The sequence below is a fragment of the Streptomyces flavusporus genome, from assembly GCF_046267975.1.
GTDB classification, from domain to species: Bacteria; Actinomycetota; Actinomycetes; order Streptomycetales; family Streptomycetaceae; genus Streptomyces; species Streptomyces flavusporus.
This window is the reverse complement of record NZ_CP176503.1, coordinates 5,949,133-5,967,815: the sequence shown is the minus strand read 5'-3', so window position 1 is coordinate 5,967,815 and position 18,683 is coordinate 5,949,133. Positions and strand designations below refer to the sequence as shown.

At 65.8% G+C, this 18,683-nt stretch carries 14 protein-coding genes and 3 pseudogenes; 6 read left to right on the top strand and 11 right to left on the bottom strand.

Annotated features, from left to right (window positions below):
- The first annotated feature begins 431 nt into the window (after positions 1-431).
- The gene (locus ACKTSN_RS28280) at positions 432-2,237 is read left to right on the top strand and encodes a reverse transcriptase domain-containing protein (RefSeq protein ID WP_409471682.1); all 1,806 of its coding nucleotides are present in this window, start codon (positions 432-434) and stop codon (positions 2,235-2,237) included.
- Positions 2,234-2,512, top strand: coding sequence for a hypothetical protein (locus ACKTSN_RS28275; RefSeq protein ID WP_409471681.1), 279 nt, complete (start codon positions 2,234-2,236; stop codon positions 2,510-2,512). The genes ACKTSN_RS28280 and ACKTSN_RS28275 overlap by 4 nt, the downstream gene beginning before the upstream one ends.
- A 65-nt stretch (positions 2,513-2,577) precedes the next feature.
- Here ACKTSN_RS28275 and ltrA read toward each other — a convergent pair whose 3' ends face one another.
- The 4 genes and pseudogenes from ltrA to ACKTSN_RS28255 form a co-directional block, all read right to left on the bottom strand.
- On the bottom strand, positions 2,578-3,849 hold the full coding sequence (gene ltrA / locus ACKTSN_RS28270) for a group II intron reverse transcriptase/maturase (protein WP_409471680.1): 1,272 nt from the start codon (positions 3,847-3,849) through the stop codon (positions 2,578-2,580).
- A gap of 755 nt (positions 3,850-4,604) precedes the next feature.
- Positions 4,605-5,555, bottom strand: a pseudogene (locus ACKTSN_RS28265) (IS701 family transposase); the annotation flags it as partial.
- A 231-nt stretch (positions 5,556-5,786) separates the two neighbouring features.
- Positions 5,787-7,040 carry an IS4 family transposase gene (locus ACKTSN_RS28260; RefSeq protein ID WP_409471679.1) on the bottom strand — a complete coding sequence of 418 codons (1,254 nt, stop codon included), beginning with the start codon at positions 7,038-7,040 and terminating at the stop codon, positions 5,787-5,789.
- Between the two features lie 81 nt (positions 7,041-7,121).
- A pseudogene (locus ACKTSN_RS28255) lies at positions 7,122-7,406 on the bottom strand (transposase); the annotation flags it as partial.
- Between the two features lie 58 nt (positions 7,407-7,464).
- Here ACKTSN_RS28255 and ACKTSN_RS28250 point away from each other — a divergent pair.
- Positions 7,465-7,824: a transposase gene (locus ACKTSN_RS28250; RefSeq protein WP_431197164.1), complete on the top strand. Its 360-nt coding sequence runs from the start codon at positions 7,465-7,467 to the stop codon at positions 7,822-7,824.
- A gap of 15 nt (positions 7,825-7,839) precedes the next feature.
- Here ACKTSN_RS28250 and ACKTSN_RS28245 read toward each other — a convergent pair whose 3' ends face one another.
- The 4 genes from ACKTSN_RS28245 to ACKTSN_RS28230 all read right to left on the bottom strand — a co-directional run bounded on the left by ACKTSN_RS28245 (position 7,840) and on the right by ACKTSN_RS28230 (position 11,500).
- A complete protein-coding gene (locus tag ACKTSN_RS28245; RefSeq protein WP_409471677.1) occupies positions 7,840-8,814 on the bottom strand; it encodes a DMT family transporter in 975 nt (324 codons plus the stop codon).
- 536 nt (positions 8,815-9,350) lie between these two features.
- A complete protein-coding gene (locus ACKTSN_RS28240; RefSeq protein ID WP_409471676.1) occupies positions 9,351-9,905 on the bottom strand; it encodes a nitroreductase family protein in 555 nt (184 codons plus the stop codon).
- A gap of 58 nt (positions 9,906-9,963) precedes the next feature.
- The gene (locus ACKTSN_RS28235; RefSeq protein WP_409471675.1) at positions 9,964-10,980 is read right to left on the bottom strand and encodes an arginase family protein; all 1,017 of its coding nucleotides are present in this window, start codon (positions 10,978-10,980) and stop codon (positions 9,964-9,966) included.
- Positions 10,916-11,500 (bottom strand): isochorismatase family cysteine hydrolase, encoded by a 585-nt coding sequence (locus ACKTSN_RS28230; protein ID WP_409471674.1) that lies wholly within the window; start codon positions 11,498-11,500, stop codon positions 10,916-10,918. The genes ACKTSN_RS28235 and ACKTSN_RS28230 overlap by 65 nt, the downstream gene beginning before the upstream one ends.
- Positions 11,501-11,990: 490 nt before the next feature.
- Here ACKTSN_RS28230 and ACKTSN_RS28225 point away from each other — a divergent pair, with 490 nt between their 5' ends.
- The 3 genes from ACKTSN_RS28225 to hypF are packed head-to-tail and all read left to right on the top strand — an operon-like array spanning position 11,991 to position 16,066.
- Entirely contained in the window at positions 11,991-12,707 is a 717-nt protein-coding gene (locus ACKTSN_RS28225; protein WP_409471673.1) for a hypothetical protein, read from the top strand.
- 36 nt (positions 12,708-12,743) lie between these two features.
- Positions 12,744-13,751: a hydrogenase expression/formation protein HypE gene (hypE, locus tag ACKTSN_RS28220; RefSeq protein ID WP_409474940.1), complete on the top strand. Its 1,008-nt coding sequence runs from the start codon at positions 12,744-12,746 to the stop codon at positions 13,749-13,751.
- Positions 13,751-16,066 carry a carbamoyltransferase HypF gene (gene hypF, locus ACKTSN_RS28215; protein WP_409471672.1) on the top strand — a complete coding sequence of 772 codons (2,316 nt, stop codon included), beginning with the start codon at positions 13,751-13,753 and terminating at the stop codon, positions 16,064-16,066. The genes hypE and hypF overlap by 1 nt, the downstream gene beginning before the upstream one ends.
- 485 nt (positions 16,067-16,551) lie before the next feature.
- Here the strand turns inward: hypF and ACKTSN_RS28210 are convergent.
- The 3 genes and pseudogenes from ACKTSN_RS28210 to ACKTSN_RS28200 form a co-directional block, all read right to left on the bottom strand.
- Positions 16,552-17,084: pseudogene (locus ACKTSN_RS28210) on the bottom strand (hypothetical protein); the annotation flags it as partial.
- A 273-nt stretch (positions 17,085-17,357) separates the two neighbouring features.
- Positions 17,358-17,693 (bottom strand): TniQ family protein, encoded by a 336-nt coding sequence (locus tag ACKTSN_RS28205; protein WP_409471671.1) that lies wholly within the window; start codon positions 17,691-17,693, stop codon positions 17,358-17,360.
- Positions 17,686-18,552 carry a DUF6221 family protein gene (locus tag ACKTSN_RS28200; RefSeq protein WP_409474939.1) on the bottom strand — a complete coding sequence of 289 codons (867 nt, stop codon included), beginning with the start codon at positions 18,550-18,552 and terminating at the stop codon, positions 17,686-17,688. The genes ACKTSN_RS28205 and ACKTSN_RS28200 overlap by 8 nt, the downstream gene beginning before the upstream one ends.
- Between the last annotated feature and the right edge of the window lie 131 nt (positions 18,553-18,683).

Sequence of the window (18,683 nt, the reverse complement as noted above, 5' to 3'; positions counted from 1 at the left end):
CGATGGATTGTTTCAGCGGGAGATAGGGACTGGCCGTTGAAAGGCGGCAGGCGCCGACCGGAGATATCTGACCGGTCGGGAGTGCACCGCCGTCCCCGGGGTGCAGAGGGCACCCTCCCCGGCAGCATCTCTCTCATGCGGAACGTGACAACCCCGATGGAGTCCAGGCAATACAGTTTCTGGCCTGGTAAGCCAACCGCAAGGAAGGCCCAAATCTCCAGCGGGTGCAGGAAGACCCAGCAAGCGAATGCCGGTGGCCGAAAGGCAGCAGGAAAACGGGAACCACATGCCGACACCTCCGTCGGCGGTTCCCGCATAACTGGCCGGATAGGGGCCGATACCCCGACCTGAAAGGGTGCTGACGTGGGTCTGGTGAGCTTGTGAAGGCACGATGACCGAAGACACCGGAACCGAAGGACAAGTTGGACGTCATGACGACACACGCGGCCGGGACGGCGCAAGCCGCAGCGACCGCCGCCGGCATGGCGAACGGACCGGAGGACGAGATCACCGACTGGCCGTCGATCGACTGGCGGAGGGTCGAGGACGACGTACGGCGTCTGCGGCAGCGCATCTTCACGGCATCGCAGGCAGGAGACCTGGCCAAGGTCAGGAATCTGCAGAAGCTGATGCTCCGCTCCCGCGCCAACACACTCGCGAGTGTGCGGCGGGTCACGGAGGTCAACGCTGGCCGCAAGACGGCGGGGATCGACGGGAAAGTCGTCCTGCTGCCCCAGGAAAAGGCCGAGCTGGCCGACTGGGTGCAGCATGGCGCGGCCCCGTGGAAACCCAAGCCCGTCAAGCGGGTGTATATCGCCAAGGCGAATGGAAAACAGCGCCCGCCCGGAATTCCCGTGATCGCTGACAGATGCCTCCAGGCTCTGGCACTGAATGCACTGGAGCCCGAGTGGGAGGCACGGCTGGAACCGAAGGTCTACGGTTTCCGTCCCGGCCGTGGCTGTCATGACGCGATTGCGGCCATCCACACGACGGCGTGCGGCAAGACCGCCAAGCGCCTGTGGGTGCTCGACGCCGACTTGAAAGCGGCATTCGACCGAATCGACCACGATAATCTGCTCACGTCGCTGGGTTCGTTTCCCGGAAGGGGAATGATCGCCGGATGGATGAAGGCGGGTGTGGTCGAGAAAGGTTGGTTCGCCCTCACGCTGGAGGGAACTCCCCAGGGCGGGGTGATCAGTCCCGCGTTGTTGAACATCGCCTTGCACGGAATGGGAAAGGCCGCTGGAGTCCGCTACCAGACTCTCGGCAGCGATGCCGCGATTTTGGCGCGTGACTCACCGGTTCTGGTCGTCTACGCCGACGACCTCCTCGCCCTGTGCCACTCACAGGAACAGGCCGAGCAGGTCAAGGCACGGCTCGCCGCATGGCTCGCGCCCCGGGGGCTGGCTTTCAACGAGGACAAGACGCGCATTGTCCACCTCGATGAGGGCTGCGACTTCCTGGGGTTCAACATCCGACGCTATCGCGACAAGTTGCTGACCAAGCCGAGCAACGCGGCCCTGCGGCGGATCCGGGAACGGCTCGCCGCCGAGATGCTGGCCCTGCGAGGGGCCAACGCCGACGCGGTGATCGCCAAGCTCAACCCGATCATCAAGGGCTGGGCCGCCTACTACCGGATCGGGGTGTCCAAGCGGGCGTTCAACTCGCTGGACGCCTACGTGTGGAGGCTGGTCTACAAGTGGGCCAAGTTCTCCCACTCGAACAAGTCGAAGCGCTGGGTGACCGACCGGTACTTCGGCATGTTCAACCCGTTCAGGCTGGACAGGTGGGTGTTCGGGGACCGCACCAGCGGTTTCTACCTCTACAAGTTCGCCTGGACGCCGATCGTCCGGCACCGGATGGTGCCAGGAACGGCGTCGACCGACGATCCCGCCCTGGTCGACTTCTGGGCCAAGCGGCGTCGCCGCGGCAAACTCCCGCTGGGCAAAGGCACCCTGCACCTGCTGCAGAAGCAGGACGGCCGATGTCCACTCTGCGGAGGGCTGTTGCTGCACGCCAACCACGAGCCGCAAACTCCCGACCAGTGGGAACAGTGGCTCAAGGTCACCCGCACGGCGATCCGGAAACACGCGATCATCGCCGATGCGGGCAACGGCAAGCCGGACAAATCCACCGCCCCACGTCTGATCCACACCCACTGCCACCGTCGGCTGACCACCAGCATCGGCAAGCCGCCAGCACTTCTGACCAGCCCGCGAGCCATAGAGCTTGCTTGAGCCGGTTGCCTGGAAATCGGGCACGGCCGGTTCTGAGGGGGGACCGCTGCAGCAATGCAGCGGTCCTACCCGACGAGCGGTGGTTCGGCTTCCTGGCCGACCAGAAGATCCGCCGCGGCGCCCACAAGAACGTGCAGGCCCTCGAGGCCGACATCCGTGCGTGGGTCAAAGACTGGAATGAGGACCCCAAGCCGTTCATCTGGACCAAGACCGCCGAAGAGATCCTCGATTCCCTCGCCCGCTTCTGCCGACGGATCTCCGGCGCAGGACACTAGTAGTCGGGTCGCCCGGGGGAATCGCACCCCCGGGCTCCCACGGAACCGTACGTGACAGTCTCCCGTCATACGGCTCTTGTCGTCCTGGTCCTCGACCCTGCCGGAGCTGCCCAGGTCCAGTGAGCGAAGTACTTCGGGCGCAACGTGTGGCCGCGCGCCAACCGTTGCAGGGCTTGTTTCATCCCGACCCGGTACTTCTTCTGAATCCACCGCAGCAAGTAGGTGTTGATGCGGTCGAGCAGCGGATACAGCGCTGAGCGGTAGAAGCGCCCGTAGTAGTTCATCCATCCCCGAACCACCGAATTGACCATCCGGGCCAGATCGGATGACTCCTGCGCCGTGCGCCGGTGCAGTCTCCATGACCGCACCGTCTTGCTCAGCCTCTTCAGGACTTGGTTACTGATCGCGGGCAGGAACGCGGTGAACATCACCCCGTGTTTGTCCTTGGCTCCCCGCGGCCGGAACGTGAACCCGAGGAACGTGAACTCGGTGACCGGAAACCGGCCCCGACGGTTGTCGTCCTTGCAGTACACGATCCTGGTCTTGTCCGGATGCAGCTCCAGACCGACCTCGGCCATCCTGGACCGCAGCGCGGCCAGGACCCGTTCCGCTTCCGCCAGGGTGCGGCAGTGCACCACCGCATCGTCGGCGTAACGCTCGAACGGGCAGCCCGGGTACTCCCGGACCATCCACGCATCGACCGCATAGTGCAGAAACAGGTTCGCCAAGACAGGCGACACCGCAGAACCCTGTGGCGTGCCCTCTACCCGTTCAGTCGTGGACCCGTCGGGCAGGCGCAGCCCCGCGGCCAGCCACCGCTTGACATACAGCACCACCCAACCGGCGTCGGTGCGCGCCTCGACCGCAGCCACCACCTTGTCCCACGGGACGGTGTCGAAGAACTTCCGGATGTCGAACTCGACCACCCAGTCGAACCGCCAGCACCGCTCCCGGCAGGACGCGACGGCGTCCAGTGCCGACTTGCCCGGCCGATACCCGAAGGAGTCCGGATGGAAGATCTGCTCCACTCGCTCCGACAGGTGACCGGCCACCACCGTCTGCGCGACCCTGTCAGCGACGGTGGGCACCGCCAACACCCTGGTGCCACCCCCGCTCTTGGGGATCGGCACCGCTTTGACGTCCGGTGGGAAGTACGTGCCCGAGGACATCCGATTCCAGACCTTGTACAAGTTGTTCTTCAGGTCCTTCTCGAACGCCTCGATCGACACTCCGTCCACCCCGGACGAGCCCTTGTTTCCCCTCACCTTCACCCAGGCGTCCCACACCTCCTGCTTGGAGATGTCGAACGGCTTGGCCGACGCTTTCAACTCGTCCATCCCGCTCCTCCCGGAGAACCTCCGGTTGACCGAACAAACCAGTCACGAACGACCCGGCCCCTTCGCTCCATCCCGATTACCGGGACTTCACCGCTACTACGAGCCGGTCCGCCAGCGCGCCGCGCAACGGTACTCAGCACCCGGGCCGGAACTTCCGTACCAGGCTCTCCCTGTCGCCCCGGCCGCTGAGCCAGGGCAGTATCGCGACACGCCTTCCCACGTTCCGCACGGAAGCCGCAGACCGGGCTCGCGCCGCCTTCATGCCGGACACCGCCTGGCCAATAAGCGGTCACCCGCCAGGCTCATCCCGGGATCCTGTAGATACCCCGGTTTCGATGTCATCTACTACTTACGACACGTCATCAGCGGTTCACTCGCGTTCGCCTTCCCGGTCCCCACCTGACGCCTGACCGGCGCCTTTTCCCCGGACGCTCACCACGACGGTCTTCAGCCAACGCAGCTCGGGGCGGTTTGACGCCTCCCACCGCAGGGCGACGCCAAAGGGCCACAAAACCTTCATCTTCCGCACAGCACCACATCAAGCACGGTCTCTGCCTACATCAACCTCACTCCCGTGTTCGTGGCACACCTACAGGGCTAGATCTTGATCATCTGGAGTCGTAGTCGCTTCCGGAAGTGGTGTCGTCGTGCCTCCGCCTGGTGTGCGCGTCGCCAGATCGACCAGCGAAGTCCCTGGTCGATGGCGGTGCGGGTCGAGCCGATCAGATTGAACAGTCGTCGGACCTCGGCGGTGGTCAGGGCCGCGAGCCGCCGGGTTCGCGGCCCGCGGTCACCGTCCAGGTCCGAAGAGCCCCTTTTTGGGGGGTTCGGGCCATCGCGGCCAGGAATGCCAACGCCAGCATGGCCATGGTGATATGGCGATGCCAGGCGTCGTATGTGCGTACCTGGTAGTTGTCCAGCCCAGCCTGCTGCTTGGCCGCTTCGAAACATTCCTCGATCGGCCAGCGCAGTCCGATGACCGCCACCAGTTCCGAGAGTGACTCTCTCCGCGGATTGTGGCAGTGGAAGTAGGCGATCTCTCCGTCCGCGAGGGTGCGGCGGACGACGTACTGGCTTCCGTCTCGTCCGGTGATGACCGCCCAGTCGTAGGTGCGGAACCCTTTCGCTCCGATCCCGCAGGCACGCCGGGAGAAGTCCCCCGGTCGCAGGCGTGATGCCAGGTTGTCCAGCCGGGTCGGGGTGTCGGGGTTGGTGGTGATGCCCGCGGTGTTCACGTCGGTGGATTTCGGGACCGCCATGCAGTAGGCGATGCCTTCTGCTTCCAGGTGCCTGCGCAGGATCCTGTTCTGGCCGAACTCCTCGTCCGCGACGAACCATGAAAAGGGCACCCCGGCCGCCACGGCGCGGTCAATCATGGTCTGGACCTGCTGCGGACGGGTGCGGAAGGTCACCTCGTCCGGGATCCCGGCCTCCCGGCGGCGTTCGAAGTCGACCGCCCAGGAGTCTTTGGGCAGGTAGAGCTCCCGGTCGATCAGTACACGGTCGCCACGACGGTTGGCGTAGGCCAGGAACGTCCCGATCTGGCAATTGTCGACACGTCCGAGGGTGCCGGAATACTGCCGCTGGACCCCGGCGGACTTGATGCCCTTCTTCGCGAATCCGGTAGGGTCGGCGATCAGCACGCCCTGGGGATCCGCGAAGTGTTCCATGGCGTAGTCGCGGACCAGGTCCCGCATCAATGCCACGTAGCGTAGGTTGATCAAGCTGTCCGGGTGGCTTGCTCCGGCAGGTTGACCAGGCGAACGGTGGGTGGCCCGGTGTGGCGGACGCCGTGATCGCCGGGCCGTTTGGCCGGGAAGCGGCTGCGCCGTACCCGTTTGACCTTGCGGGGGTAACTGCGGTGGCGGCGCGGGGAGTTCAGGTGGCGTTTGCGGGTGATCTCTCGCTGGACCTCGGTGACAGCGACGGCCAGGTCCTCAGGGGGACATAGCCGCCGGATCGGCGATCCGGCGGCGCACGATCCGCAGCGTACGGGTGGGGCTGAGCCGGTCGGGGTCGAGCCCGGCCTCCGAGGCCGCCCGGCACATCAGCGCGGCGAGTGTGTACTGCGTCAACAACAGCCCGAACACTTCCTGTTCGACCAGCTCAGGGCTTTTGGAGCGCAGCATCCGGCCGGCCGGGTCGAGCAGCTCCTTCAAGATCTTGTTGGCGGTCTCGTGCTCCCACCGCTCGGCATAGGTGTGCGCCAGCAGGGATGCGGGATGAGCGGCGGGGTTGGTGAGCGTGGTGAGCAGGCAGAACAGCTCGCGGTCCGGCGCGTCCCCACGGTCTTCGACCTCGTACTCCACCACCCGTACCAGCCGGGCCCGTTCGGGATCGGGTTCCCGTCCGGCACGGGCGGCCTGAAGCAGGCGCGCGCGGGTGGCGGTCTTGACCGACGGCGCGTAGATGAGCGCCAGGTAGGAACCGTCGCCCAGGTCCTTCACTTTGGGCAGTTCGGGTCCGGCTCCGACCCGCCACAGCAGCTCGGCCCCGGTCTGCTCGGCCCGGCACCACAGATCGAAGCCAAACAGCCCTGCGTCCGCGGTGGCCAGCATGCCCTCCTCCAGATAGTCGAGCAGATCGGCCAGCAGGGTGCGCTCGCCGCTGCCCTTGCCGTGGCAGGGGGCGATCGCGGCGGCCAGTGGGGCGCGGGGTCCGTCCTCGATCAGGGTGAGCAGGCGCAGCTGGGGGAAGGCGGCGCGCTCGCCGGACGATCCGGGGTAGCCGTAGGCGTCCGCGTTGGAGCGGGTGTCGGGCATGTCGAGGGTGGTGCCGTCGAAGGAGACCAGCCGCAGGCTGCCCAGATGGGCGCCGACGGTCAGCAGGTCGGCGACCGGCACCGCGATGCGGTGGAAGACCTCGCGCACCACCTGCGGGCCCAGCCGCTTGCGGGCCTGGGTAATCGCGCTGGCGGTGGGCACGGGGTCGCCGCTGCGGCAGGCACCAAGGCGGGCCAGCGGCTCGATCATGCGGGCCGCGACCTCCTCATAGTCCTCGCCGCGGAACAGCGCCAAGCCCATGACCAGGTAGACCACCACATGCGGGGGCAGCTTGCCGTCGGAGCGGCGAGCCCCTCTGCCGTGCTCAGCCACCACCTCGTCGATCACGTCGCGTGGGACATCGGCGGCCAGGACCCCGACGGAGACCAGATCCTGCAACTTCCGTTCCTGCAACGCGTCCTGATCCATGCCCGGCACGGTAGCCAACCCGACGGGCGGGTGACGTGACCCACCCCAACGACAAGATCAACTTACGCTACGTGGCATTGGGTCCCGCATCAGATCCGCGCTCCATGGGGTGAGGTTCAAGAACCGTTGGAGTGCTTTGGGTTCCTTCTCGCCGACGAACTCGGCCATGGTCCAGCCGTTCTTGCGCTGCAATGGAGAGAGGAGCCCGCGTAGGTACTGAAGGGCGTGCTCTTGGGATTCCGGGCGGTAGAACAACGGAGTGATCCGCTCGCCCAGGGCGGCGAACTCGCTGTCCCAGACGGCTAAATCGGCCGGGCTGACGGCGTCTGACGAAGAATCTGGATCATGGGGCTGTGTCGTGGCCACAGCCAGAGCCTCCCATCACCCCATGATCAAGATCTAGCCCTGTAGTACTAGACCTTCGATACCGACGTCATGTGCCGCTTCCTGGACCGGCTCGCCGGACTTCGACCACAAGGTCCACCTCGTCCTGGACGGCCACTCCGGGCACCACTCCCGTAGGGTCCGCGCCTGGCTCGCCGATCACCCAGACCGGATCGAGCTCCACTTCCTGCTGTCCTACTCGCCGGAACTGAACCCCCGACGAACTGATCAACGCCGACCTCAAACGGAGCCTTCCGATGCACAGCCGGGCCCGCGACCAGGCCCAACTCGCCGCCGAGACTCGAAAGGTTCTTCCACCGCAGCCAACGCCAGCCACACATCATCCGCAGCTACTTCGGCGGCCCACACGTCCGCTACATCCCCGAATAGAACCGCTTGAGTCTCGGATCAATACTCATTGCTTGCGAGTGAATTTTCTCTGCGTGAGGGCCGCCCCCAAGATGATGATCAGCGCACCGACCGGTTCATTCCAGGAAAGGTCCTCCCCCAGGATGAGCACGCCTGCGAGAGTGGAAAAGATTGGAATTAGATAAGTTACCGTTGACGCGGTAACGGCACCGACATCCTGAATGATTGAATAGTTGAGGATATACGCAAGTCCCGTTCCTAATATCCCGATTGCGAGAATGCTTCCAACAACTTTCCAGGGCATCGATGAAGGGGCGCTCCCAAAGAATGGAGTAACCGCACCTAGTTCAACCGTTGCGCAGAGTAGCTGTCCAGTAGTCAGCGCGAGCGGCCCTTCCGGTCGGTCGCCAAGATAACGCCGAGCGTAGGGAAATCCCACTCCATAGCAGATCGCTGCACCCATGCACAGCAAGTTGCCCTCCAGGCCCTGCGCGCCCAGACCTGTCCACACGCCGAGGACTACGAGGACGCCTGCAAACCCTACACCGAGCCCTACGAGCCGTTGCCTCGTGGCCTTCTCTTGAGGAATAAGGATGAGAGCCACAGGCAGAGCCACGAGCGGAGCAGTCGCGTTCCAGATGCCCGCCAGGGCCGAGGAAACATGCTGTTCGCCGTAGGAGAAGAGTGCGAACGGGCCGGCATTCATCAGTAGGGCTGCCACGGCCATATGGGTCCAGACCTTGCGCCCCCGGGGAAGCCGAACTTTCCGTAGTGGTAACACCATGAGGAGGACCGCTGCCCCACAGGCAGCCCGAGCGAATGCGACCTGCAGCGGGGCCAGTACCTCGACACTAACCTTGATGAAAAGGAACGAGAGGCCCCAGATCGAAGCCAGGGCGACGAACCGCACAGGCCAGCTGAGAAGCTGGCGAGACCAGCCATGGCGGGCATGTGATGTTGAGTTGTCACCCTCGCTCGTTTCAACGAGTGCAATTACCCCGGCTTTGGCACCCTTCTCCAACGAGCCGGTTTCCTTACTTTCGTCGTGTTGCACTGCGTTGACTCCCGCTAGATAGATCTGCCACCAAGGGTGCTGAGATTGAACTCGCGGTGGCGGGTGGGGGCTGACGTTTCGTGAATTGCGGCATGCTGGAGCTACTGTTTTGGCTCCTCAAGGAAACCCTGCCCGCGGCGGACAGCACTCTGGTACCCACCATCCGGCCGCTGAGCAGTCCAACAGTTGCCGGTACTTCACCAAGCAGCAGGTCGTCGCCGACGCCGACACTCACCCGTCGTCGTGGCCAGCCGGCCGCTTCCCGGAAACCGCAACGACTGCAATGCATGGGAATTCTCCGGCGTGAAGGACGCCTTCGGTCACACCGCCGTGGTCCCCCACGGTGGCTACCGGAGCACCGGACGAGTGCGGCCCCACTCCCGTGAGCGAAGGCACAGCGAACTGCCCGCTGGGAAAGAGGAACACAACACCTCCCCCGCCAAGTCCACGCCCGTGTCGACGGCACCCTCACTCCACCGAGAATCATCTGCTGGGGACAACCCTTAGTACACGGCCGCTGCGGCGGCGCTGAAGGTGGAGACCCAGTCGGACACGTCTGCGCGGGCTCGTCGGGTCAGTCGCTCCGACTGGTCGGGAGTCCCGATGTCCAGGGAGCCCAGCAATCGCTCCGTGTGCGCCAGGCCGAGGAGTTCGCGAGCGGCTGTGCTCTCGCAGAGTCGCCCGCTGCGCCAGATACTGCCGTAGTCACGCGCATGCAACAGCAACTGCATGGCGTACATCATGGAACTCGCGGCGGCCAACTGCTCCCACTCCGGAACCTTGTGATCCACATTAGGAGAGAACACCAGTACCGCCACCAGCGGTGCCCTCAGCAGCTTCCGGGCGACCTGCTCCTGCCGCTCCGGAACGACCTCGCCGGCCAGGCATGCACCGAGAGTCTCCCGATCCCTGTCGCGTAGCAGGATCCAACGCCACGGCCTCAGGCCACCGTGATCCGGAGCCGCTGCCGCGCCGCTGAGCAAATAACAAAACTCCTCGTCGCTGGGCGCGGGCCCACTGAGCGTCTGCCTGCTACGGCGAGTCAGTATGGCCGTCATGACGTCCAATGCAACAGCTCCTCAAGGTCAGCGTTTGTGCGAGAGTGAGGATTCAGCGTTACCGTCGTGCGGCCGCGATGCGCGCGAGAAAGGCGGTGGTGATCGCCATGACCGCATGACCGGTCACGCCACCGAGATCGTGGCTCGGCGCGAACTCGACGATGTCGTAGGCGACTACGGGCTCAGGAAGCTGTTCCAGCAGGCCGAGCAGTTCGCCGGTCCCGATGCCCCCGGCGACCGGGGTCCCGGTCCCGGGCACACACGACGCGTCCAGCACGTCTATGTCGACGGTGACGTAGAACTGGCCTACGCGTTCCGAAATCTCCGCGAGGCGCCGCCTATAGGCATCCCGGGCGCCTGCCGGGTCATCGATGAAGTCGGCCGCCCGCACCTCGTTGATGCCGCTCTTACTGATGAAGTCGACTTCGCCCGGATCGTAAGCACGGGTCCCTACAAGCAACACATTCTCCGGTGCGACCGCGCCGTCCTCCACGATGCGCCGCAGCGGTGAACCGTGCGAGATGGTCGAGCCCTGATAGCCCTCGAGTACATCCGGATGTGCATCGAACCAGACCAACCCGAGCTCTCTGCCGGCAGCGGCCCCTGAGACGATGGGGTAGGTGATCGAATGGTCGCCGCCGTAGGTCAGCACGGGGGCGGTGACCTCATGGAACACCTCGCGGTACACCTCGGCGACGTGCTCGATCGACCTGGGGAGGTCGAAGCGCCACGTCTCGACGTCCCCCAAATCGAGCAGACGCAACCCGGAAACGTCACGGCCCCGTCGGTCGGTCGTCTTCAGCCTGCGTGACAATTCGCGGACTCGCCCGGGCCCCAGGGAAGCGCCCCCAGCACCACCCGCTCCGCCCTCGAAGGGCACCCCGATGACCACTACATCCGGCGATCCGGCCGTATCTCGGGAAACGGCGAGGCCGTTCCAGACACGGGCCCCGCCTCCGTCAGGTCCTGCACGGAACCTCCTCCTTCCTCTCCAGGTTGTTTCAACGTGGCTACGGCAGCGCCTGGACGGAGAAGTCGAAGCCAACTTTGTCCCGAATACGCTTGACCACCTCATCCATTGGGGTGATGACGGCGCAGTATGAGGCCAGCCATTCGAGTGCCCTGACTCGGTCTTCATCACGGGTCGAGACAACCCCGTCCGAGGGGACGATCACGTTGTAACCGCGGAAGTGGGCGTCTGCTGCCGTGGTCTGGATACACACCTGGGCCTGCATTCCCGTGATGATCACGGTGTCGATGCCGTGCTCCTCCAGGTACTCGTGGAGCTTGGTCTCGAAGAATCCGCTGTCCTTCTTCTTCTCCATGACCACGTCCGAGGGGTGGACGAACTCCGGAAGCAGCTCGGCTCCCGGAGTGCCCCGCAGCACGGGAATACGGCCGTCGTGGAGCTCCAGCTTCTTGTCGGTGACGTCATAGATCAATTGCAAGTGGATGACGTGGACCTCCAGCTCCCTCATCTCCGCGAGGAAACGTATGAAGTGCGGAGTCATCTGCTCCACGTTGGCCTTGCGTTGCTCATTCTTGTCGACCAGATCGCGCTGGAGATCGTTGGTCAGGATCGCGTATCGAGACATGGCTCTTCCGTTGTGAGGGGTAGGGGTCAGAGAGGTGCCTCTGACTCTCACCAGGCTAGTCATACGTATGAGCAAGTGGCAACGGGGCGGGTGGAGGCATCGCCAACTACGCATCGACGTCCGCCTTTTGTTACAGACGGTGTGCACGCGGATCAGCAACGCTGTTACTGGGCAAGCTAGTTGTTGCTGGAGTCACGTGCTGCACATGCCCAACTACGTGCAGGAGCAACCCTCTTGTCTCGCCGTCATGCGTATGACACGCTGTGCCAGGCGCTAGCCGGCTTAGCTTGAGTCAATCAATCCACCTGCGCGTTCGCCCGCCGAGAGAACCTCCGGACAACGGCGGGAGCGATCTTCGCAACGGTCATCTCCGCTGGCCGGCGATAGCTTCCGGCCGTCACGTTCCGCCAGACCCGCCGTTTCCGGCCAATCTCTCCGTTGTGACGCAAATCCACTACTCCTTCACTCTCAAGAAGGCAGAGGTACGACCATGTCTGATCTCCTTTCAGCCCACATCGACGAGGCCAACGACGCTTTCACCGGCGCGGTGAAGGACAAGCTCCTCAAGAGCCTGTCCAGCATGAGTACGGAGTCCCTGGAGTGGCTGGTGATGGAGTGGTACCAGTTCTCCTTCGCCAACGCGGAGCTGCTCCGGAGCGCGGTGGAATGCACCAAGAAGTTCGCCGAGCCCGGCGTGTCAGTGGAGCTTCAGCGGAACCTGGACGAGGAGGACGGCCACGCTCCGATGAACAAGCAGGGCATGCTGAACATCGGCACCGACATGGACAAGCGGGTCGAGTTCCCCGCAACCACGATGTTCCTGGCCAACGTCGCGGAACTCTGCGCCCCGAACCCCTCGCGTGCGCTGGGCGCCTTGTACGCGACCGAGACCGCCGCGATCTTCGAGCACGAGGTCTTCTTCGAGATCTGCCGCGAGATCTGCGAGCGCCGTGGCTTCACCTACGAGGGCAGCCTGATCAAGCGCTTCCATGACATCCATCTGGAGGAAGGTGTCGAGCAGGGCCACAAGGACGGTCTGGCCGCCTTCGTCGACCTCGACACCACGGGCGCCGATCGGGCCGATGGCGAGCCGATCGACCCGGCGCAGGTCCGCGCCGGCGCCCTGGATGCCATCAAGGTCATGCAGGTGTGGTGGGACGCTCTCCTGGAGAGGGCGTTCGCGGAGCCTGTCAGTACAGGCGCCTGACCGACCACCGACCGTGACAGGAGAGGTTGACACGTGATGGAGAAGGTCGTCCTGGACCACGGAGCTGGTGGCGGGATGAGCCAGGAACTCATCTCGGGCACAATCGCCGCGATTCTCGGCGATGCTTACATCGGCGAGATGGAGGACAGTGCGGTTCTGGAGGTCTCCAGCACGCGGATAGCCATGACGACCGACTCGTTCGTTGTCGATCCGGTCTTCTTCGGCAACGGCGACATTGGAAAGATCGCCGTCGCAGGCACGGTGAACGACCTCGCGGTGAGCGGCGCGAAGCCGCTGTACCTGACCCTGGCGGTTGTCCTGGAGGAGGGTTTCGCCCTTGAGGACTTCCGGCGGATCCTTCGCTCCGTCAGGGACGCCGCAAAGGCGGCAGGTGTGAAGATCGTCGCCGGCGACACCAAGGTTGTCCGGCGGGGGGAAGCCGACGGGATCTTCCTGAACACGACCGGCATCGGAGTGCTGGAGCGCCCACTCCAGCTCTCCAGCCGGGCGCTGCAGACCGGTGATCAGGTCATCGTCTCCGGCTTCCTCGGAGACCACAGCATCCACATTCTCTCCATGCGGGAGGGACTGGGGTTCGAGGAGCGGGTCCAGAGCGACTGCGCAGTGCTTAACCACGTCATCGCGGATGTCTTGGACGTCGCCGGCGACGGCGTGCGCTGTATCCGGGACATCACCCGCGGCGGACTCGGCACAGTCGTCAACGAATTTGCCGACGCGTCCTCCACGGCCATCGAGCTGACGGAGTCGGCCCTGCCGATCCGGCCGGAGACAGCGATGGCGGCCGATATGCTCGGCGTCGATGTGATGTACCTCGCCAACGAGGGAAACCTCTGCCTGGTCGTGGCACCCGAGTACGCCGAGGCCGCTCTCAAAGCGCTGAACGCCCACCCGGAGGGCACGCACGCCGCGGTGGTGGGGAGCGTCGTAACGGGCGATCCTGGAAGCGTCCGCATGGTGGGACCGGACGGCCGCAGCAGCACCGTCGAGCTGCTGTACGGCGCCCAGTTGCCGAGGCTCTGCTGATGGCCCGGAAAGCGGTGCGCCGCACTCTCCGGGTGACCGGTTTCGTGCAGGGAGTCGGGTTCCGGCCCTATGTGTACCGACTGGCCACCCAGCACATGCTGGGTGGCTGGGTGCGCAACGACACCAAGGGCGTCACGATCTGCGTCGAAGGGCCGACGGAGGTGGCCGACATCTTCGGCGAGGACCTGCTGAAGCACCTCCCCGGCTTAGCCCGGGTGGACTCCTGCACCGTGACCAGCGAGGTGCCGGTCCGTGACTGGACTTCCTCGTTCACCATCACCCACAGCGAGGAGGACGGCGGTACCGGAGCACTCATCACCCCCGACAGTTACGTCTGCGCGGACTGTGCTGACGAGCTGTTCGACCCGGAGGACCGGCGACACGGCTATCCGCTGATCAACTGCACCAACTGCGGGCCGCGCTTCAGCATCATCAGGGAGGTCCCGTACGACCGCCCGAAGACCACCATGGCCGACTTCGCCATGTGCGAACAATGCCAGACCGAGTACGACTCTCCGGCAGACCGCCGGTTCCACGCCCAGCCCAACGCCTGCTGGGTGTGCGGGCCACAGGTACGGCTGCTGGCGTCGGACGGCTCCGACACCGGCGCGGCCGACCCTGTCTCGGCGGCTGCCAAGCTGCTGCGGGACGGCGGCATCCTGGCCGTCAAGGCGCTCGGCGGGTACCAGCTGATGGCCGACCCTCGCAGCCACACTGCGGTGGCCGGGCTCCGCGCCCGCAAGGAGCGCAGCACCAAGCCCTTTGCACTGCTGGCGCGCGACTGCGCGACTGTCGAGCGGCATGCCGTTGTCAACAACCAGGAGAGGCGGCTCCTCGAGTCGCCTGGCAGGCCGATCGTGCTTCTACAGGCCCGACCATGCACTGGCCTCTCACCCGACATCGCACCGGGTGCCCCGACCCTGGGGTTCATGCTGCCGGCCACGCCGCTGCAGCTCCTCCTGCTGGACGACGTCGCACCGGTGCTGATCGCGACCAGCGCCAACGCGGCGGACGAGCCGATGGTCCATACCGAGGAGGAGGCGCATCGGGCCCTGGCAGGGCTGGCGGACGCTGTCCTGGTCCACGACCGGGCGATCCACATGCGGGTGGACGACTCGATCGCCAGGGTTGTCCACAGCGCGGTCGAGCCGAAAGTGACTTTCATCCGGCGAGCCCGCGGCTACGTTCCCGATCCTGTTCCGGCCCCGTTCCCGGTGTCGCCGATCCTGGCGGTCGGTGGCGAGCTCAAGAACACCGTGTGTCTCGGCAGCGGTGACTCCCTCTACGTCAGCCAGCACATCGGCGATCTCAAATCCCTGGGCAACCAGCGCTTCTTCGCCGATACCGTCGCGCATCTCTCCGGCGCCTTCGGCGTGACACCGCGGTACGTCGCACACGATCTGCACCCCGACTTCCACGGCACCCGCTACGCGGCCTCCTGCCAGGACGTGCAACTGGTCGCCGTGCAGCACCATCACGCCCACATGGCCTCCTGCATGGCGGACAACGGTCTCGACCAGCCCGTGATCGGAGTCGTCTTCGACGGCACTGGATACGGCACCGACGGGACGATCTGGGGAGGCGAGTTCCTGATCGGGGACTACCGTGGATTCGAGCGACTTGGGCACCTGGCCCGGTTCCGACTACCCGGCGGCGACAAAGCTGTACGCGAGCCCGCCCGCATCGCGATCGGCCTGCTGGCGCAGTACTTCGGCGCCGGGGCCGCGGAGCTGCCGCTGGACCTCGTTCAGCAGCGAGACTCCTTCGAGGTCGGTGTGCTGATGAAGATGGCGGAACGCGGGATCAACTCCCCGCAGACGTCCAGCATGGGGCGGCTCTTCGACGCCTACTCCGCGCTGTTGGGCGTCTGCGAGCAGGTGGACTACGAAGGACAGGCGGCCATCGAGCTTGAACAGCTCATCGCCTGGGACCACGCTCCCGCAGAGCCATGGCCTCTGCGGCTGGCGGAGGAGGAAGGCCGGCTCGTCATTGACCACAGGCCCTGGCTGGAGGCCCTGCTGGCGGACGTCTCGGACCGCGGCCACTCCGCAGCGCAGGTGAGCCGGACGTTCCACGAGAGTGTGGTCAACGCTGTAGTGGAGATCTGTCTGCGGATCTCCCGCACATCCGGGGTGCGGGATGTCGTTCTCAGCGGTGGGGTCTTTCTCAACCAGCACCTCCTGATCCGTACCGAACAGGAACTCACCCACGCGGGCCTGCGCGTGTACACCCACGGCCGCATCCCGACCAACGACGGCGGCCTCTCCGTCGGGCAGGTAATGGTCGCAGCCGCACGAACCAGCGCCGACTCATGATGAAGAGAGTCACAGGAGAACAACCGCGCCGCCGTCCAGGCCCTGCTGCATCAAGTCGCTTACGCCCACCGTCTGCTGGCCCTCATCTTGACTGAAGGCGGCTACACCGGCAGCCTCGTCGAATACTGACTGACCCCGCTCACCCTCGTCCTGGCGAACGTCAAACGCAGCGACGACAGGCGCGGCTTCGTGGTGCGGCCCAAGCCGAGCGCCTCTTCCCCCACCTGATGCACACCCGCTGCCTGGCGCGCAACTTCGAACGCCGCACCACCAGCGCCGAGGCGATGATCTACTGGTCGATGACCCTGCTCATGACCCGCCGCCTAGTAGGACTCCGTGAGGTCGCTTCGACCTGCGGCGATGGTGATCGCGCGGCATGTGGCCCAGCGCCCCGCCGGCCGAGTTCCCGCAGGTCGGTGCCGCGGCCCGGGCTGTCGGCCGACAAGGCCGGCGGCAAAGCCCGGAACCTCACGGAGTCCTACCAGCCCGCTCACGCCCTGCGCGAGCGTGAGCCGGCCCGAGTCGGATCGGCCAGCCAGCCGCGGGCGACCAGGCGTTCGCCTTCGACCTCAGCGCCTCCACCCGCACCGGAACCACATCCATGCCGAACAAAGCGGCCATCTCCTGGCAGCTCATCGCCCTGCCCGAGCCGGGCCTGGTCCGCGAGCGCCTTGATGATGCGCTGGTACTCCACCGACAACGCCGACCACGCAAGCCCTTCACGCGACACCGGCACTTGCGACGTCGCCTTCGCCGCTTCCGGCGTTGACGATGCCTCCTCGGCCTGCCCGTCGGCGGTCGGCGGTCGCCGCTGTCCGGTCAGCCTGGCCATAGCCATCCTCGGTCTCGTCTGCCGGGGCAAGCACCTCGCCCACCCGCGAGGAGCGATGGCCCATTCCTTCCAGTCCCGCTCGGCCACGGCCAGTTCAGCCTGGATGCGGTCGGCCTCCTCCCGCAGCTCGTCCATGCGACGGCGAGCGACAAATTCGCTGCTCCAGCAGCCCAAGACCGACGGCACCCACGACCTCCACAGCAGCAGCGACACAACAGACCACCACTCCCACAGGATCGTCGACCCTTTGTCCCACCAGCGAAAACGCCGTCCTCAAGCCCGGATAGGCAACAGCTTCTTAAGATCGCCGTCAAGTTCCATGCCGACGGCGTCAGCTGGCTCCAACTCCTCCCGGCCGGGAAGCCGCTCACCTACCACTCTCATTCTTGTTGTCCCAGAAGCGACATGGCACCAAGGCAGCCAAACTGATAGTGCGCAGGTCAGCGGCCTTGTCAACTATCACTCCTGATGTCGTCCCTCATCGACGTGACCGACGCGCCCGTTGTCCTCAGCGAGCTGCGGCAGCACCGTCGGCGCGTAGAAGCCGAACAGCATCCGCTCCACCTGCGCCGGCCTCAGACCCGTACGCCGCCGCAGTCCTTCCAACTGCGCCGGGCTCAGATGGAACTGGTGGGTGCTGAAACTCGCGCTGCCCGGCAGTCCCAGGGTCCGCAGGGCCGCCGCCCGCGACACCCGCAGACTCGCCGCGACGGTGTCGACCCAGCTGACGAACGCCTCCCCCGGAAACGGGGCCGGAACCACCCCAAGCCGCCGGACCGGCTCCTCCTCAGCCACGGCCCGTCCCTCCCCGTCCCTCTTCCCCGGCCGCGCTCTCCACGAGGGGGCGCGCCGGGCTCTCGCCCTGGCGGGGCAGCCACGTCGTACGGAAGTCCGGATGCCCCACGTAGGGCAGCAGCAGGCACCGTACGGCGTACCGCCGGGACCTGCCCTCGCGTGTACGGGCAGCGGTGGCCGCGCAGGCGTCCAGGATTAGCCGCTGGGCCTCGATCCGCTGCCGGAGCAGATCGTCGTCCTCCTCGCCCAGGCGCTGTTCCTCTTCACGGAGGCGCGCGTCGAGGAACCTCAGGCACGGCTCGGTGAAGGCGTCCGGCCCGGTGTGTTCGCGGGATCGGGCCCGACGGGTGAACGCCTGAGCGTGCCGCGGGCAGTAGGTGTCCCAGCCGTCGGTGTCGCCCAGCACAACGCCGTGCCCGGCCGGCACCCAAGCGAAGCAGCCACTGTCACGGCAGCGGCCACCGAACCGGTTCGCTGCCAGTTCGACCTCACCCCGCTGCCCGGACCGCCTGGCGCCCCAGTTCGGCCGTGCGTGTCCGCTGCCGGCCGTCTCGCCATCGGCGGCGTCAGGGCCGGCCTCGGTGGCGATCTTCACAGCGGCGGCCACGAGCAGAGGGCAGAACCGCTTACCCCTTCCGCCGGGTGCAAGATAGCGGTCCCAGGCCCGGTGAACCGCCTCGTCCGTCGCAGGCAGCCGAAGGGGCCGCACCGGCGACCAGGCGTCCTGCATCGAGCGGTACAGCGCTCCGAGGACGTCCCGTGTCTTCTCCGGCGTCGTGGTGTGCGGGTCGTCGAGCAGGCGGTCGATGTGCCGCTGGCAGGCCAGAAGCGAGCTGTCGCGGACCGGCTTGCCCCGCATGCGGCGGATGTCGCGCCCGCACGGCTGTGCCGGCGTACGCAGCCCCAGCCCACGGGAGGCCCCGGGACAGATCCAGGACTGCGGGTCCCCGGGCCACACCCGGTGCAGGGCGGAACCGCAGCCGGAGCACT

Coding starts and splice junctions, on each gene's coding strand:
- hypF (WP_409471672.1), top strand. CDS start 13,751: ATGGCCCGGAAAGCGGTGCGCCGCACTCTCCGGGTGACCGGTTTCGTG.
- ACKTSN_RS28260 (WP_409471679.1), bottom strand. CDS start 7,040: ATGGATCAGGACGCGTTGCAGGAACGGAAGTTGCAGGATCTGGTCTCC.
- ACKTSN_RS28200 (WP_409474939.1), bottom strand. CDS start 18,552: ATGCGGGGCAAGCCGGTCCGCGACAGCTCGCTTCTGGCCTGCCAGCGG.
- ACKTSN_RS28225 (WP_409471673.1), top strand. CDS start 11,991: ATGTCTGATCTCCTTTCAGCCCACATCGACGAGGCCAACGACGCTTTC.
- ltrA (WP_409471680.1), bottom strand. CDS start 3,849: ATGGACGAGTTGAAAGCGTCGGCCAAGCCGTTCGACATCTCCAAGCAG.
- ACKTSN_RS28235 (WP_409471675.1), bottom strand. CDS start 10,980: ATGAGGTGGTCAAGCGTATTCGGGACAAAGTTGGCTTCGACTTCTCCG.
- ACKTSN_RS28230 (WP_409471674.1), bottom strand. CDS start 11,500: ATGTCTCGATACGCGATCCTGACCAACGATCTCCAGCGCGATCTGGTC.
- ACKTSN_RS28280 (WP_409471682.1), top strand. CDS start 432: ATGACGACACACGCGGCCGGGACGGCGCAAGCCGCAGCGACCGCCGCC.
- hypE (WP_409474940.1), top strand. CDS start 12,744: ATGGAGAAGGTCGTCCTGGACCACGGAGCTGGTGGCGGGATGAGCCAG.
- ACKTSN_RS28240 (WP_409471676.1), bottom strand. CDS start 9,905: ATGACGGCCATACTGACTCGCCGTAGCAGGCAGACGCTCAGTGGGCCC.